Here is a 15,706-nt window from a genome sequence, read left to right as displayed (position 1 = left end):
CGATGATACAAAGCGGTTTTATGGTGCTGCAAAGCAACCGCCTTGAAAGCCTGCGCCGGGTCACTGTCGAGTGGCTGCGACGCAATCCGCTGAATCCGCTGGAAAATGACATCATCCTGGTACAAAGCAACGGTGTTGCCCAATGGCTGAAAATTGCTCTGGCACAAGACGATGACGGCAGTGACGAAGCGGGTTGTGGCATCGCCGCCGCCCTGAATATTGATTTGCCCGGGCGTTTTCATTGGGACGCCTATCGGGCGGTGCTGGGTGATTTGCCCAAGACCTCTCCTTACGACAAACCACTGCTGACCTGGCGACTGTTGCGCTTGCTGCCAGACCTGCTTGAAGAACCCCGGTTTGCCACGCTGAAACATTTTCTGGCAGACGATCGCAGCCAGCGCAAACTGTTCCAACTGGCTCAGCGCCTTGCTGACCTGCTGGATCAGTACCAGATCTACCGCGCCGACTGGCTCAATGACTGGACTGCAGGCAAGGATCAGTTTACCCGCCTCAACCAGCATCAGACCTTGCCGGACAGCCAGCAGTGGCAGGCGGAGCTGTGGCGGCGCGTACAGGCTGACATTCCCCCTTCACAGCGACACAATGGCCGGGCACAGATTCACGCTGATTTTCTGGCGACATGCCAGGCCGGATTAGAGCCCGGCTCCCACTCACTGCCGCGCCGCGTCATTGTCTTTGGACTGTCCTCTCTGCCAAAGCAGACTCTGGAAGTGCTGGCCGCTATCGCCAATGTCAGCCAGATTCTGTTGTGCGTGCAAAACCCCAGCGAACAGTACTGGGGTGACACCATCGATGCACTTTCTGATCACGGTAATGCGCTGTTAGCCGCCTGGGGCCGCCAGGGACGAGACTATCTTCGCCTGCTGGCCGAACACGATGAACGCAGCGCCTATGAGCAACTGTTTGCGGCCAATAAACTGGCACTGGATTTATTTGAGGCCCCGGATGAATCGAACCTGTTGGGACAGCTTCATGCCGACATTTTTTACCTGCGCAGTCGCTCCGAACTCAGCAGTCTGGCCGCGCCGTCGCCAGACGACCACAGCATCAGCTTCCATATTGCTCACAGCCGTCAGCGCGAAGTGGAAATTCTGCAGGATCGCCTGCTGGATCTGATGGCCGAAGACCCTGATCTGCATCCGCGTGACATTCTGGTCATGGTGCCGGATATCAACCAGTTTGCGCCGCATATACAGGCCGTGTTTGGTCGCCTGCGCCCCGATGATCCTCGCTACCTGCCTTTCACCGTCTCTGACCAGGGCCAGACCCAGCGTGCACCGGTTTATCAGGCGCTGGAAATGCTGCTGTCCCTGCATCGATCACGATTCACAGTCAGTGAATTGCTGGATCTGCTGGATATTTCCGCCATTCAGAAAGCGTTTGGTCTGCAGGCAGCCGACCACAGCCTGCTGCACAATTGGGTGGCCGGTGCCGGCATCCGCTGGGGACTGGATGGCCAGCAACGTCTGCAACAGGAGCTGCTTTGTAGCGAGGACCCGGATGTACTTGATCAGAACACCTGGCAATTTGGCCTGCGGCGGATGCTCTTGGGTTATGCCGCCGGCAACAGCGAGGCCTGGCAGGATATTGAACCCTATGATGAAGTCAGCGGACTGGACGCTGCTCTGGTTGGCACAGTCAGCCACATTCTGCAGCGCCTGGCGCACTATCGCGCGTTGTTTATGCAGCCTGCTAACGTTGAGCAATGGACAACGCGCATCACGCAACTGATACATGAATTTTTTGTCCCCCAGGATGACCGCGAACAGATTTTAGTAAGCCGCGCCGAGCAGAAACTGCAACAGTGGCTGGCACAATGCGATGAGGCGGACTTTCACGAGCCGCTGCCTGTGGACGTGGTCAGCGAGCATTTTCTCTCAGCGCTGGATTCCGCCGATCTGAATCAACGCTTTCTGGCTGGCACCATCAACTTTGCCACCCTGATGCCCATGCGGGCCATCCCGTTCCGTCATATTTGCCTGCTGGGCATGAATGACGGCGAGTATCCGCGTCAGGTGCCCGCTGTTGATTTTGACCTGATGCGCCACGACTACCGCGCCGGCGACCGGTCGCGCCGCGAAGATGATCGCTACCTGTTTCTGGAAGCCATCCTGTCCGCGCGCGATTCGCTGTATATCAGTTGGGCGGGGAGGAACATCCGCGACAACAGCGAACGGCCGCCTTCCGTACTGGTTGCCCAGTTAAGAGACTATCTGGCACAGCGCTGTAATGTGGAAAAACTCACGCGCAGCTACCCTTTGCAACCGTTCAGCCAGCGTTATTTTACGGAGGGTACTCCATGGCACACTTATGCCCATGAATGGCAAACCACTGCTGAGCCCGAGCCAACGCAGCAAGAACAGACACCTGACTACCTGCTGGCCAGAGCAGTCACAACACCAATACCTGATGCGATCAGAATACGACAGCTCAGCGCCCTGCTGAAAAACCCCGCCGCCGTGTATTTTGAGCAGGCACTCGGCACCGTGTTTCGTGACGCCAATATCGATGTTGAAGATGATGAATGCTTTGATATCGACGGCCTGCAACGCTGGCAATTACAGAACCAGATGATCAATCACACAATCCGCAACATCATGCAATCTGACTCACCGGAATTGTCAGTGGAGACGCTGCTGGAAGCAGCCATGCATCGCCTTCAGCGCCAGGGCCAGCTACCAATGGCCGGCTTTGCTGAACTACAGCATCGCCGCCTGATTGATCCATTGCTCAGACCCATGCAGCGCTTTCAGGCTCTGACCAGCGAATTCACGGTTCGCAGCGAAGGTCAGGTTGAAATACAGCTGCCCGATTCACCGCTCAGCCTGACTGATCGTTTGTCGGATATTCTATTGAATGACAAGGGTGAACGGATTCGAATTGAAATGATCAGCGGACAAATCTGGGACGGTGCCAGCAGCGGCAAGAAAGCAGCCAGCATTAAATGGCACTACCTGGCACGTCTCTGGCCAGCTCATCTGGCCGCGCAGTTAAGTGGACCGACACGCACGCATATTCTTGGGCCGGATACACATCAGGTGACACTGCCATCCGTGCCAGTTGATCAGGCCGTCAGGCTGTTGACGGATCTGCTGGCGTTGTGGACGCAAAATCTCGACAAGCCCCTGGCCACCGCCGTGAAAACCGGTTGCGCCTGGCTGACCGCTGACAATCAGGACACGCCATCAAAAGCCATCGCTCAATACGAAGGCGGCTTTGTCGGCACCGGCGAGATGCAAAGCAGCTATGCCTTGTATCGACTCTGGCCGGATTTTGAAACCATGCTGGAGGCCGGTTTCCGTGAGGCCTCAATCGAGCTGTATGCGCCCATGGTTGAATTCTGGCATCAGTACCGTCAGGGAGATGAGGCATGACACAAAAGCTGATGCCTTTAACTTTCCCCTTGTACGGTAGCCAGTTGATTGAGGCCAGCGCGGGCACGGGCAAAACCTATACCATTGCGCTGCTTTACACACGACTGGTCCTGCAGCACGGCCAGGCGCAGGCCTTCCAGCGCCTGCTGACACCCGAAGAAATTCTGGTGGTAACATTTACTGATGCCGCCACCCAGGAGCTGAAAGATCGTATCCGGGCCCGCCTGGCGGACGCTGCACTATGCTTTCTGGCAAACGATCCCTGCAGCGATTCTTCACTGCAGGCTCTGCGCGACAGTTACCCGAGTGACAAATGGCCCGAATGCGCCAGACTGTTAACTCAGGCGGTGCAGTCCATGGATCAGGCGGCAGTCTCAACCATTCACGGCTGGTGTTATCGCATGCTGCGCGAACACGCATTCGACAGCGGCACCTTGTTTCAGCAAACGCTGACCACCAGCATGCAGGATATTCACGCAGAACTGATTCGGGATTATTGGCGTCAGCATTTTTATAGTCTATCAGCCGAGACCGCCGCTTTGATCGCAGATACGTTCAAAAGCCCTGATGATCTGCTACAGGCGGTCCGGCCACTGCTTAATAAAACCAATACGGTCATCACCTACCGGGATCAGCCACTGCCTATCGCCGATTCACTGAGTGAGACACTCAATCCATTTGTAAATGCCAACAGTACCGTCAATAACGAACTGGCAAGAGCACGCTCGCTGTGGTTGCAGCATTGGGATGAACTCAACACATTGCTGGATCAACTGCGGCCCGGAATGAACCTTAAGTCCTACGCCGAAGCCAAAAATGACGCCGACTTCGCGCAGCTAAAACAGCAACTTCTGGATTGGGCGCAAGGCGAGGCCAGCCCCAAAAATCTGCTTCGTTTTGGCTCAACAGGCATGAAACTGAAAAACGGCTACACGGCGCCTGATCATATCGCCATGCACGCTATTGATCGCTGGGCTGAATCGGTGAAACTGGCAAACGATGAAAATCAACCCACGCCTCGCTCACTGATCATGCAGCACGCCCGGCACTGGCTGGAGCAAGCCCTGCAGCAACGGATTCAAACGCGGGCAGAACTGGGTTTTGACGATCTGCTGCTGCAACTGGATCGGGCCTTGCAGGGACCCCGCGGTGACCACCTGGCGGCCCAGATCAGAGCCGAGTTTCCGGTCGCATTGATCGATGAGTTCCAGGACACCGATCCCCTGCAGTACCGGATCTTTGATCGCATCTACCGTATTGCGGATAACAGAAAAGAGCAGGCTCTGATTCTGATTGGTGATCCCAAGCAATCCATTTATTCGTTCCGCAATGCCGATATTCATACCTACCTGACAGCACGCCAGGCAACGTCTGGCCGACACTATCACCTGGACACTAATTACCGATCCAGTCAGGCCCTGGTAGACAGTGTAAACACCTGTTTCGGTCATGCTGAAAGTTTTCCGGAAGGCGCCTTCCTTTTCAAGACTGGTAATGAGAACCCTGTACCCTTTTTGCCCGTTAACGCCAACGGCCGTCGTGAAGTTTTAAGCACACCATCTGGTTCCGCCCCGGCACTGACTTTTTTGAATCTGCAATGTTCAGAACCGGAGAACGGTGTAGTCAGTAAAACACAATACCTGCAGGATATGGCAGCCATCTGTGCGGCACAAATTGCCGATATTCTGGACAGCAAACAACACTGGACATTTACGGGTGATGACAGCTCACCAGTCAGACCCAGCGATATAGCCATCCTGGTCAGAGACTTCAATGAAGCCTCGTCAATCCGGCAGGCGCTGCAGCAGCAGGGCCTGGCCAGCGCCTATCTATCGGATCGTGAATCGGTGTTTGCATCGGCTCAAGCCGATGACATGCTGCGCTGGTTGCACGCTTGTGCCGAGCCCGGTGATGAGCGTCTGATCCGGGCAGCACTGGCCACCCGCTCTCTGGATCTGCCCCTGTGGCAACTGCAGGCGTACTATCTGAATGAACAGTCCTGGGAGCAGCAGACTGAACTGTTCCGTCAATTGCAGCAGCGTTGGCAGCGCGACGGTGTACTGCCCATGCTCAGAGAACTGATGCAACACTATAAGTTAGCCCGGCGCCTGCAGCGCCAGCCCGATGGCGAACGCGCGCTTACCAATCTGTTACACCTGGCTGAATATCTGCAACAGGCGAGTGTTAACCACGTGGGACAACAGGCGCTTATTCGACATCTGAGTGACATGTTGGAGAATCCCGGTCAGGAAGAAATACTGCGTCTGGAAAGCGATGAGGATCTGATTCGAGTGGTCACAATCCATAAATCCAAGGGTTTACAGTACCCTCTGGTATTTGTGCCCTATGCGGCCAACTGGCGCGACCAGAAGTCAGACAAGCCATTCACGATTTCGGACCCTGACAAACCTTCGCAGAGAAAGCTTGAAATCAGCAAAAGCGACAAACACAGTGACAGTCGACAGCAGGCCGATAACGAGCGTCTGGCTGAAGACATGCGTCTGCTGTATGTGGCTATGACGCGAGCCATACACGCCCTGTGGATTGGTGTGGGACTGGTTTCACAAGGCAGCAACAAAAGTTCGCTCACTCACAGAAGTGGCATTGGCTACCTGCTGTCTGGCGGCAATCAACTGGACAGCATCAGCCTCAGCCAAACCCTGACAACGCTGGCTGAACAGTGCGATAAGATCACTGTGCAGAACATCAGCGAATATCCGCCTGTTCCTGAATCTTCGCAATGGCGGCAACCAGCCAGCCCGGCGTCCACTGCGCGCAAACCAGCAGCCACGGCCCGGCACCGCCCGCCAACGCCCTGGTGGATCTCCAGTTATTCGGCCATTAAAGCGGGTGCACATGACAGCGAACCGGAGGCCGCCAGTATCGATCAGGCTCTGGAAGAACAGCAGTCAGGCCGTGATGTCAGCGCCATCCCATTGAGCAGAGGCAAACGTGAATTCAATCGTCTGGATCCCGGACTGCACGGATTTCCACGCGGTCCAAGAGAAGGCACGTTCCTGCATGATCTGCTGGAATGGGCCTGCGATGCCGGCTTCGAACAAGCCGCACTGAATGATGATGAACGACTGTCGGTCATTGATAAGCGCTGTCAGGTCCGTGACTGGAAAGACGAAAAAACGCGACTGGATGGCTGGCTGAAACACTTTTTACAATGCCGCTTCAGGCTCCGTGATGGCAGCGATTTCACGCTGGGAGAGTTAAAAGAAGTGCAGGCTGAAATGGAGTTTCTGTTTGCAGCCAACCGCGTTGATACCATGCAGATCGATCAACTCTGCACCCGATTTCTGATGCCTGGCGCACCTCGTCCGCCGCTACAGGCAGCCGCACTGAATGGCATGATAAAAGGTTTTATCGACCTCACCTTCTGCCTCAATGGTCGTTATTATGTTGCCGACTGGAAGTCCAATCATCTGGGCCGCACAGACGCCGACTATCACCCCGAAGCGCTGCAGCAGGCAGTCCTGCAACACCGTTATGACGTTCAATACGCCATATATCTGCTGGCTCTGCACCGCCTGCTGCGCAGCCGTCTGAGTGACTATCATTATGATCAGCACATCGGTGGTGCCGTGTATTTCTTTCTGCGTGGCTGGCAGTCGGAATCACAGGGCCTGGTTTTCGACAGACCAGCCGCGGAATTTATCGATCGGCTTGACCAGATCTTCAGCGGAGGACTTTGAGTGACCGCCCACCCACTGAACAATGCCGACGCCATGCTTGCCACCCTGGAAGACTGGGCGGATGCGGGCTGGATTCGCTGGCTGGATCTGGAACTGGCGCGTTTTATTCACACCCAGACAATCAACTCGCAGGCCGCTTCTCCCGCGCTGCTGTTAGCGACAGCGCTGTGCAGCCATCAGAATGGCCATGGCCACGCTTGCCTGGATCTTGCGCATTGTCTGGCCGACCCGCACCGTGCCCTGTCGCTGCCACCGGACGGCAAGCATCGTCAGCCGGCGGTATCACCTGCAGAGCTATTGGCGCAGTTAAACCTGCAGGACTGGCTCAGGCAACTTGAAAACCCGTTACTGACAGGCGCCGGCGAGGGCAACACACCGATGGTGCTGCCGCCTGAGCAGTCAAAACACCTGCTTTACCTGCGTCGCTACTGGCAGTATGAACAGGCCATCCTGAAACAGATTAATCAACGCCTGAAACAAACAATAACGCTGGACACAGCACACCTTCGGCAAATACTTGACCAGCTTTTCGGTAATACTACTGATGATTGCGACTGGCAAAAAGTCGCCTGCGCCGTTGCCGCAGCCAATCCATTTTCGATCATCACTGGCGGTCCGGGCACTGGTAAAACCACCACGGTTGTCCGTCTGCTGGCGGCCCTGACTCAGTTGCATGACAAACCGCAGGCCTTGCGTATCCGACTGGCCGCACCAACGGGCAAAGCAGCTGTCCGACTGAGCGAATCCATTAGCAGGCAGTTGCAACAATTGCCTGTGAGTGTGGTGATACCAGATGAAGTGAGCACTATTCACCGACTGCTCGGATCGGTGCCGGGCAGCCGCCATTTTCGCCATCATGCCGGCAATCCTCTGTCGGCTGATGTGGTTGTTGTCGATGAAGCTTCGATGGTTGATATCGAATTGATGGCACAGCTACTGGAGGCGCTGCCTGCTGATTGTCGACTGATATTACTGGGTGACAAAGACCAGCTGGCATCCGTGGAAGCCGGGGCGGTACTGGGCAGCCTGTGTGAACGCGCTGATCGTGCGCACTATACAAGGCAGACTGCCGAATGGTTACAACAGGCAAGCGGCCAGACAATTCCTGCTGCCTGTCGGGATGATGACGGGCAGTCTCTGGATCAGGCAATCACCATGCTGCGTTACAGCCACCGCTTTGGACAGGTTCCCGGAATCGGCGCACTGGCCAACGCGGTCAATCAACAGTCAGATTCGCCAGACGATCTTCTGCAGGGTACCTACAGCGAACTGCGACACCTGGCGGTGACAGCTTATAATGATCCGGGTCTGCGGCGTCTGGTGCTGGACAAGACGCATGGCTATGGCCACTACCTCGATGTCATCACCACGCAGCAGCCTGCTGCCGATAACAGCGACAGCCAGACCTGGAACGACTGGGCCGCTAAGGTGCTGGATGCGTTTGCCCGTTTTCGGCTGTTGGCCGCCATTCACAGTTCTGAGTGGGGCACTGAAGTGCTCAATCAACAGATCTCCGGCTGGCTTCAGAGCGCCGGCCTGGAACATGGAACCGGACCAACAGACAGTGAATGGTACAGCGGACGCGCAATCATTCTGACGCGCAATGACTACAACCTGGGCCTGATGAACGGCGATACCGGCATCGCACTGCCCTGCCCCGACGCCAACGGCAATCTGGTGCTGCGGGTAGCCTTCCCCGTCGCCTCCACAGAACAGGTCAGGTGGGTATCACCGGCCCGGCTGCAAGCCTGCCAGACTGCCTTTGTGATGACCGTGCATAAATCACAAGGATCTGAATTCGCGCACACCGCGCTGGTGCTGCCTGACTTCGACAGCCCTGTGCTGACCCGCGAGCTGGTGTATACCGCTGTCACCCGCGCCTCAGAGCGTTTTACCTTGATTGCCAGGGATGCAGAGCTGATGCGCAAAGCGATATCTCGCCGGGTCTTTCGGACCAGTGGGCTGCTCCGTGACACAAGACCCATTCAGGCGTGATTTAACGAGTCTCAGTCTCATTCTGTCTTTTACAGGGAATGCGCAGGAGAAAGTGCAGTAAGGTATGTCATCGAAGTAGACAAGGGAGTCAGTCGCCATGAAACGCACTTTTAGGACAGGGACATCACTGCCCGTCATGTTTTCAATCCTGATTTTCTGGATAAGTGCCGGGGTTTTCGCTCAATCGCCACCCCAGACTATCGGTGACCTTATGTCAGGACGTCACGCCTCGTTTTTACAGGGCAGTACGATCCCGGATTTCACTGAACTACCGTCCAACATCACTTTGACCGCCGTGCGTCTGCACGATTTCATGGCACCCGGCGCATACGATTTACTGGAAGTTGAACTGCACAACCCGGCAGACTCACCTTATACAATCACCGGCCTTACCGGCTCCTCAATCAGTCGGCTGAGCCATCCGTATCAGGCGCTGGGATCAGAGTTTACCCACAGCAATCAAGAACCAGCAGGCTGTCACGACACGACGTTTCTTTGTGCCCAAGGCGTCGGATTTCCGGTAGCTCCCGGCCAAACTGCACGATTCGCAATCAGGCAGGTTTGGTCTGATCCGTCGTTCCCTGAAGGCAACGTGATGGTGACAACAGTCCGTTACACGCTGCGCCTGCAAGAGGCTGGCGAGCCAGTCAAAACGGCCGCCACATCCGCTATAACCTTTCTTCGCATCATGAATCACACTGGCGCCGAGGATCCGGCAATTTTCAATGAGCTGATGCAAAGTAATGAGCCAATCAACCCTGTCGAACGACCTCAACTACAGGTAAGTCTGCAACAGCCGTTGGTGGCTTCAGCCGGACAACAGTATGCAATATATGCACGTGTAACAAATACGGGTGAAATTACCGTTCAAAAACCACGCATCATGGATTCACCGAGCATGGGTGCTTTGGACGAGAACTTCAATGTTATTCCCTGCCAGGCAGACTGCGTCATTGCCGGTCCACAGTTACTGGCGCCCGGCGGCGAATGGTTGATGCGGGTCGGCACGCTGGTTTATCAGTCACCCTGGCTGGACAATCTGTCATTCACGCTGGACAGGCTACTACTTTCTGTAAGAGGAATCGACAATCTGACCTTCACGGCTATCCATAGCATCAACCAGACCATCGAATTCAAGCATTCAGGTCCACCCGCCCCGAACCCGGCCATGCAATTCACTCCCAGAGAACACATGCAGGCCCTGCAACATGGGCTGGTACGCGACCCACACACAGGAAAAGAATGGCTGCCGCCTGTTCACACGGTGGGTCTGACACGGGCACAGCTCGATGAATTTCTGGCCACTAACGATGCATACCGGGGCATGACAATCGCCCGAGCCAGTGAAGTAGAAACGTTGATGGAAAATTTTGTTCTGTCTCAACAGGTTTTACCCGGTCCGCTAGGGCTTTATCAGGCCGGCTCACACCCCTTGGTTACACAGATCACCGAATTTGCCCGTGGGGCGGGAGTGACGGACACTGTATCGAGCAGGCCAACAGTGCGAGGTGTCGTGCGTGACCTGCCTATTCTGCGCCCGGGATCGGAACAACGCCAGAATACCCTGGTTATTCGCGCCCCTTCGCAACGCCAACTCAGTGAACAGCCAAACTGGGGCCTGCAATTGATTGAAGAACCGGTCATGGAAAACAACGCCATGCGCGATTCGACAGGTTATTGGCTGGTGCGCTACCCCGGGGGTATCCGCTTTCTGCCGGCTCGCCCGGCCATGGCAGCTGACGATTACCTGTGGCTCAACCGCGTCAAAGTGGGCAACGACCTGTTTAATGTCCGCCTGCAACGCATCGATGAATTTGATTCGCTACTACGAGTCAGCACCCTGTTCCCAATTGCAAATCCGTCAGACCCGCAGTCGGTGGTGAATTTTGTGTTTGATGAAGAAAGTGGCACTGTGCAGGTTGAGGAAGCCTGGCTGGCATTGCCAGATGACAGCTTCGAAATATGGCGTCTCAGACTCAAGCTGATACCTGATTCTGAGCCGCCCGTCCTGGTTATGGAAGATGCCGAGCTGACAGGTCTTTTGGTGGAGTGAATGGCGTCTGTCTGACTTATGCAGACGCTTCGCCCTTGGATGCTTTGAAAGCATACATGCGCTTGTCAGCGACCTGCAGCAGCTCGTCCGCGGTACTGCCATCTTCCGGCCACAAGGCTATGCCCAGACTGGGTTTGATCTCAATCAAACGTCCCTTGATGTCCACAGGCCCGCTGACATCATGCAGCAATCGTCGCAACAGGGAACGGGCAGCTTCGGGTGTGGGTACATCGTTGACAATCAGCACAAATTCATCGCCACCCAGACGCCCGACAAAATCCGCATCGCGCTGGAATACCTTCAGACGCTGTGCCACACACTTCAGGACGGCGTCACCAAATGAATGGCCGTATTGATCATTAAATAATTTGAAATCATCCATATCAACCATAACGACACCAAAGGGCAATTTGTAGCGCCCGGCCTCGCGCAAAAACCGGTCAAGCATTTCATCGATACTGCGGCGGTTTGGCAAGCCTGTCAGTGCATCTTCGCGAGCCAGATGAGCGATCTTTTGTTCTGCTCTGTAGTAGCAGGCAACCGTCAGGCTGAAGGTCCAGCCCATGATGTAAATCATACCGGTCAGAAAAATCAGATTGCCGGTTGCCAGTTCAGCGATACTCTGTGCGCCATGGGCATCCAGGGCATCTACCCAGCGAATCGCAATGCCGGCTGCCGGAAATGCGGCAAACAACGCCGGCAGAGCGTATACCATTCGTTCAGCGCGGTTTTTCAACTGACGCAGCATAACCACGACAATGGTCACAAAGCCGCTGAAACTGATTAAATCAATCGTCAACAATCGCGCCCGCATATCATCACGCAACAACCAGTTGATCAGCAGGATCAACGCCGCTGCCGCCAGCAAATATCTCACCGAGTGAGGACGAGAAAATCCGCGAAACCGCAAACAGCCTTCCAGGGCAACCAGCACTGAGCAGGTCGACAACGTATTGCTGAGCAGCATGGACAAAAATTCGGGGCCCGGAATCACATCACGCAATGCGCTGGCAAAAAACGCCCCGGTACTCAGCAACACCGACAGGGTCCATTGCGGCACACCGGCTATATCTCGGTTTATTCGCCACAGCACCAGCATCACGCTGGAGCTGACGATGGATGCCAGTCCCGTCGCGAACGCCAGTGTCAGCAAATCAAATTGAATCATTTTGCAGGCCCGCGTAGTATTTGCGTCTCAAAGATAAGCACAGGTTGTCGGCATGTGGGACGAACGCTTTAGTGATGATAGCTACTTCTATGGTACCCAGCCCAACGATTTTCTGAAATACAACTTTCATACCATACCGCAGGGCGAAGTCCTGTGTCTTGCCGAAGGCGAGGGTCGAAACGCTGTATTTCTGGCTGAACAGGGTTATCAGGTGACAGCCGTGGACTCTTCTGCCGTAGGGTTGAAAAAAGCCCGACAACTGGCTACTGACCGAGGAGTGCAAATCAAGACCATTGAGGCGGACCTGGCGGAGTTTGATCCTGGCCAGCAACGATGGTCAGGTATCGTCTCAATTTTTTGCCATCTGCCACCCGATATCCGGCGACAGCTGCACGGCAGACTGGCTGAGGCGCTGCTTCCGGGCGGCGTATTGCTGCTGGAAGCTTATACTCCGGCGCAATTGCAGTTTAAGACCGGCGGCCCACCCGTGGCAGACATGATGATGAGCAGAGAGATTCTGAAAGAAGAGATTTCAGGGTTGAGTTTCCGGCATTTGCAGGAAACCGAACGCGATGTGATCGAGGGCATCGGGCATACCGGTCATGCAGCCGTGGTGCAGGCCATTGCCACGCGCGATAACCGGCGCTTCGCCGTTTCTGCCAATCGTGGCAAAGCCGTGCACAAAATGCGTTATGTGGAGAGCGGTGGCGGCGAAGCCAGCGGTGACTGCCGCCTGTGTGTCCCCATGGTCACAGACGACAGCACCGAAACCGACAAGGACTAGGCGCCGGCCTCTGACTGGATTTGTGCAGCAATCTGCTGTGCTTCATCCAGGACACGCAGAATGTTGCCACCCCAGATCTTGGCAATATCCTCTTCTGAATAGCCACGGCGAACCAGTTCCAGAGTGATGTTAAAGGTCTCGCTGGCATCATTCCAGCCGGTGACCCCGCCGCCGCCATCAAAATCGCCGCTGATACCCACATGGTCGATACCGATCAGCTCAACCATGTAATCTATGTGATCAACAAAATCGTTGACATCCACAGGCGGTGCGGACTCACCCGCTTCATTGGCCTCCCGCCAGGCGCGATGCTTTTCTGAATCCACATAACCACGGAAGGCCACTGCCTGAACGACTCCGCCATTGTCGCGCACCGCCAGCAACTCCTCGTCCCACAGGTTGCGGCTGACAGTCGGATCCAGCGCACGTGCCGAGGAATGAGAGGCAATGACCGGCGCCCGGCTCAACTCGATCGCCTGACGGTTGGCTTCAACAGAAGGGTGAGAGATATCAATCAGTATGCCCAGCCGGTTCATTTCAACGATGGCCTGACGTCCCAGTTCACTCAGGCCATTGTGCAGCCAGACATCATCCCGCTCGCCGGTGTTAGAATCAGAAAACTGACTGTGACCGTTATGCGACAGGGAAATATACCGCGCGCCCATATCGTAATAGTCCTGGATTTTGCTGATGTCTTCGCCCAGCGGATACGCGTTCTCAACACCGATCATGGCCACTTTTTTGCCACTGGCAACAATGCGACGCACATCCTCAGAGGTCGTCGCCAGCTCAATTCGGTCCGGTGCAATCTCACTGACCAGCCGGTGAATTGCACTGAACTTGTCCATCGCATTAGCTTCTGCACTGTTATAGCCCTCTTCTGTCAGCGGACCCTGCCCCGTGTAAACAACCAGCCAGGCCACATCCATACCACCCTGATCCATTTTCGGCAGATTGACCTGGGTGTTCAGATCCTGCAGATAATTGATGTCCGGCGTGAAGTTGGCCGTGTTTATGTCTACGTGAGTATCCATGACAATCACCCGCTCATGGATTCCCCGGGCCCGCTCAATCAGGGCAGATTCTGACTCGACGGCAACGGCAGTCTCCATGACTGGCGGCTCCGCAACCGCAGCGCTCTGGACAGGTGGCTCAGCCGGCCCGCAGGACACCATCAATAATAACAACACCGAAAGCATGAGTGACGTTCGGGCAGACTTCACAAAAGCTGTGTTCATAACAATATTCTCCGTCAATGTCATTCTTGTTTTATGCAAGGCGTGTGCCCGCTTCAGTTGTCCTGAGGAAACCAGCCGCCGGAGCGAATCGCCCGCAAACCAGACACTGGGGGATTGTAAATATATATCCAGGCCGGCCCGAAACGTGTCGGCATGAGAACCCGGTTGTACAGCCCTTCGTCCGGAGCATTACTCAGGTAGTCTTCCAGAATATCCAGTCGGCTCAGATGCGACACCGTCAACTCAAACACTTCGACGTCCACCCCATCAGAGCGCTCCGGTCTGGCCCCCGGAAACGGTCCCAGATCATAAAGCGTAATGTCAGTCAGACAGTCGCAGCCAACAAATCGCGCGCCCTGCAGCAAGGGAAAGTTACTTAATCCCCGCTTCAATGTACCGTAGACGGCCACTCGTGTTTCAGTCTCAGACATTGATCCCCGGAATTGATTTAAAATCAGACTCGTGTGATAGTTGGAACCTGCTAACACCCGACACAATAATCAAGAACAAGCGGGAGAACAAGTATGCCGAATTATCTGGCCGGTGCAGCACTGTGTTTAAGTCTGACAGTGACCGGTTTCGCCACCGCCCAAACCGACAACGTGTCGCGCACTGCAAGCGGCAAGCCTGACTTCAGTGGACTGTGGCAGGCACTGGGCAATAACCAGTGGAACATTGAGCCCTCTGCTGCAAAGGCAGGTCCGGACTGGCAATGGGGAGCGCTCGGCGCCATACCGGCCACCCTGGGCATCGTCAAAGACGGGGAGCTTCCCTACACACCCAGCGGTCTTGCTCAAAAACAGGTCAATCAGGCTGACTGGCTGGCACTCGATCCCGTGGTGAAATGTTACATGCCGGGTGTGCCGCGCGCCAATTACATGCCCTTTCCCTTCCAGATTGTGCAATCCGACGAAACAGTAGTCATGGCCTATGAGTTTGCCAGCGCCATGCGTATTGTTTACATGGATCAACCTGATTTCGACGGACCGGTACCCGCCTGGATGGGACACTCACGCGGCCACTGGGAAGGCGACACCCTTGTTATTCGGGTAACAGATTTTATGCCCTACACCTGGTTTGATCATGCCGGCAATCACCACAGTGACCAGCTGGAAGTAATCGAGCGATACACGCCCGCCGGCCCGAACTTGATCATGTACGAGGCCGAGATTCGCGACCCGGTGACCTATACACGGCCCTGGCGCATGGCTTTCCCACTTTATCGTCGCATGGAAGAAAACGCGCAGCTACTGGAATTCAAGTGCGTGGAATTTGCCGAAGAGCTAGTATACGGCTACTTGAACAAGGATGCGCCGGATGACCGGGTGCCGCCGCGCGGCATGCCATTTACCATTCAGGAACAATAGGGCGA

Annotated in this window: 9 protein-coding genes; 6 read left to right on the top strand and 3 right to left on the bottom strand. The window is 55.4% G+C overall.

Annotated elements, in window-relative coordinates; all coding sequences use genetic code 11:
- Positions 1 to 2: 2 nt before the first annotated feature.
- The 4 genes from recC to PS2015_RS05285 all read left to right on the top strand — a co-directional run bounded on the left by recC (position 3) and on the right by PS2015_RS05285 (position 11,144).
- A complete protein-coding gene (gene recC / locus PS2015_RS05300) occupies positions 3 to 3,395 on the top strand; it encodes an exodeoxyribonuclease V subunit gamma (protein ID WP_058021246.1) in 3,393 nt (1,130 codons plus the stop codon).
- Positions 3,392 to 7,096, top strand: coding sequence for an exodeoxyribonuclease V subunit beta (gene recB / locus PS2015_RS05295; RefSeq protein WP_058021245.1), 3,705 nt, complete (start codon positions 3,392 to 3,394; stop codon positions 7,094 to 7,096). Before recC ends, recB begins: the two co-directional genes overlap by 4 nt.
- Positions 7,097 to 9,091 carry an exodeoxyribonuclease V subunit alpha gene (gene recD, locus PS2015_RS05290; RefSeq protein ID WP_237113388.1) on the top strand — a complete coding sequence of 665 codons (1,995 nt, stop codon included), beginning with the start codon at positions 7,097 to 7,099 and terminating at the stop codon, positions 9,089 to 9,091. It begins immediately after the preceding gene.
- 97 nt (positions 9,092 to 9,188) lie between these two features.
- Positions 9,189 to 11,144 carry a hypothetical protein gene (locus tag PS2015_RS05285; protein WP_156412666.1) on the top strand — a complete coding sequence of 652 codons (1,956 nt, stop codon included), beginning with the start codon at positions 9,189 to 9,191 and terminating at the stop codon, positions 11,142 to 11,144.
- A 16-nt stretch (positions 11,145 to 11,160) separates the two neighbouring features.
- Here the strand turns inward: PS2015_RS05285 and PS2015_RS05280 are convergent, their stop codons facing one another.
- On the bottom strand, positions 11,161 to 12,312 hold the full coding sequence (locus tag PS2015_RS05280; protein WP_058021243.1) for a GGDEF domain-containing protein: 1,152 nt from the start codon (positions 12,310 to 12,312) through the stop codon (positions 11,161 to 11,163).
- A 52-nt stretch (positions 12,313 to 12,364) separates the two neighbouring features.
- Here PS2015_RS05280 and PS2015_RS05275 point away from each other — a divergent pair, with 52 nt between their 5' ends.
- Complete coding sequence (locus tag PS2015_RS05275) at positions 12,365 to 13,096, top strand: SAM-dependent methyltransferase (protein WP_082627973.1); 732 nt, start codon at positions 12,365 to 12,367, stop codon at positions 13,094 to 13,096.
- On the opposite strand, the gene PS2015_RS05270 is transcribed toward PS2015_RS05275, so the two are convergent.
- Entirely contained in the window at positions 13,093 to 14,334 is a 1,242-nt protein-coding gene (locus PS2015_RS05270) for a dipeptidase (protein ID WP_335338258.1), read from the bottom strand. The two genes, PS2015_RS05275 and PS2015_RS05270, sit on opposite strands and share 4 nt — an antisense overlap.
- 53 nt (positions 14,335 to 14,387) lie before the next feature.
- The gene (locus PS2015_RS05265; RefSeq protein WP_058021242.1) at positions 14,388 to 14,765 is read right to left on the bottom strand and encodes a gamma-glutamylcyclotransferase family protein; all 378 of its coding nucleotides are present in this window, start codon (positions 14,763 to 14,765) and stop codon (positions 14,388 to 14,390) included.
- Between the two features lie 93 nt (positions 14,766 to 14,858).
- Between PS2015_RS05265 and PS2015_RS05260 the strand changes: the two genes are divergently transcribed.
- Positions 14,859 to 15,701, top strand: a complete 843-nt coding sequence (locus tag PS2015_RS05260) for a hypothetical protein (protein WP_058021241.1) — start codon at positions 14,859 to 14,861, stop codon at positions 15,699 to 15,701.
- Positions 15,702 to 15,706: the final 5 nt, after the last annotated feature.

It is taken from the genome of Pseudohongiella spirulinae, assembly GCF_001444425.1.
GTDB classification, from domain to species: Bacteria; Pseudomonadota; Gammaproteobacteria; order Pseudomonadales; family Pseudohongiellaceae; genus Pseudohongiella; species Pseudohongiella spirulinae.
The sequence above is the reverse complement of the archived record's forward strand: the minus strand, read 5'-3'. Positions and strand labels throughout refer to the sequence as shown.

Bases quoted from the DNA above. Each gene is read 5' to 3' on its own strand.
- PS2015_RS05260 (WP_058021241.1), top strand. From the start codon at position 14,859: ATGCCGAATTATCTGGCCGGTGCAGCACTGTGTTTAAGTCTGACAGTG.
- PS2015_RS05285 (WP_156412666.1), top strand. From the start codon at position 9,189: ATGAAACGCACTTTTAGGACAGGGACATCACTGCCCGTCATGTTTTCA.
- PS2015_RS05275 (WP_082627973.1), top strand. From the start codon at position 12,365: ATGTGGGACGAACGCTTTAGTGATGATAGCTACTTCTATGGTACCCAG.
- recB (WP_058021245.1), top strand. From the start codon at position 3,392: ATGACACAAAAGCTGATGCCTTTAACTTTCCCCTTGTACGGTAGCCAG.
- PS2015_RS05280 (WP_058021243.1), bottom strand. From the start codon at position 12,312: ATGATTCAATTTGATTTGCTGACACTGGCGTTCGCGACGGGACTGGCA.
- recC (WP_058021246.1), top strand. From the start codon at position 3: ATGATACAAAGCGGTTTTATGGTGCTGCAAAGCAACCGCCTTGAAAGC.
- PS2015_RS05270 (WP_335338258.1), bottom strand. From the start codon at position 14,334: ATGAACACAGCTTTTGTGAAGTCTGCCCGAACGTCACTCATGCTTTCG.
- PS2015_RS05265 (WP_058021242.1), bottom strand. From the start codon at position 14,765: ATGTCTGAGACTGAAACACGAGTGGCCGTCTACGGTACATTGAAGCGG.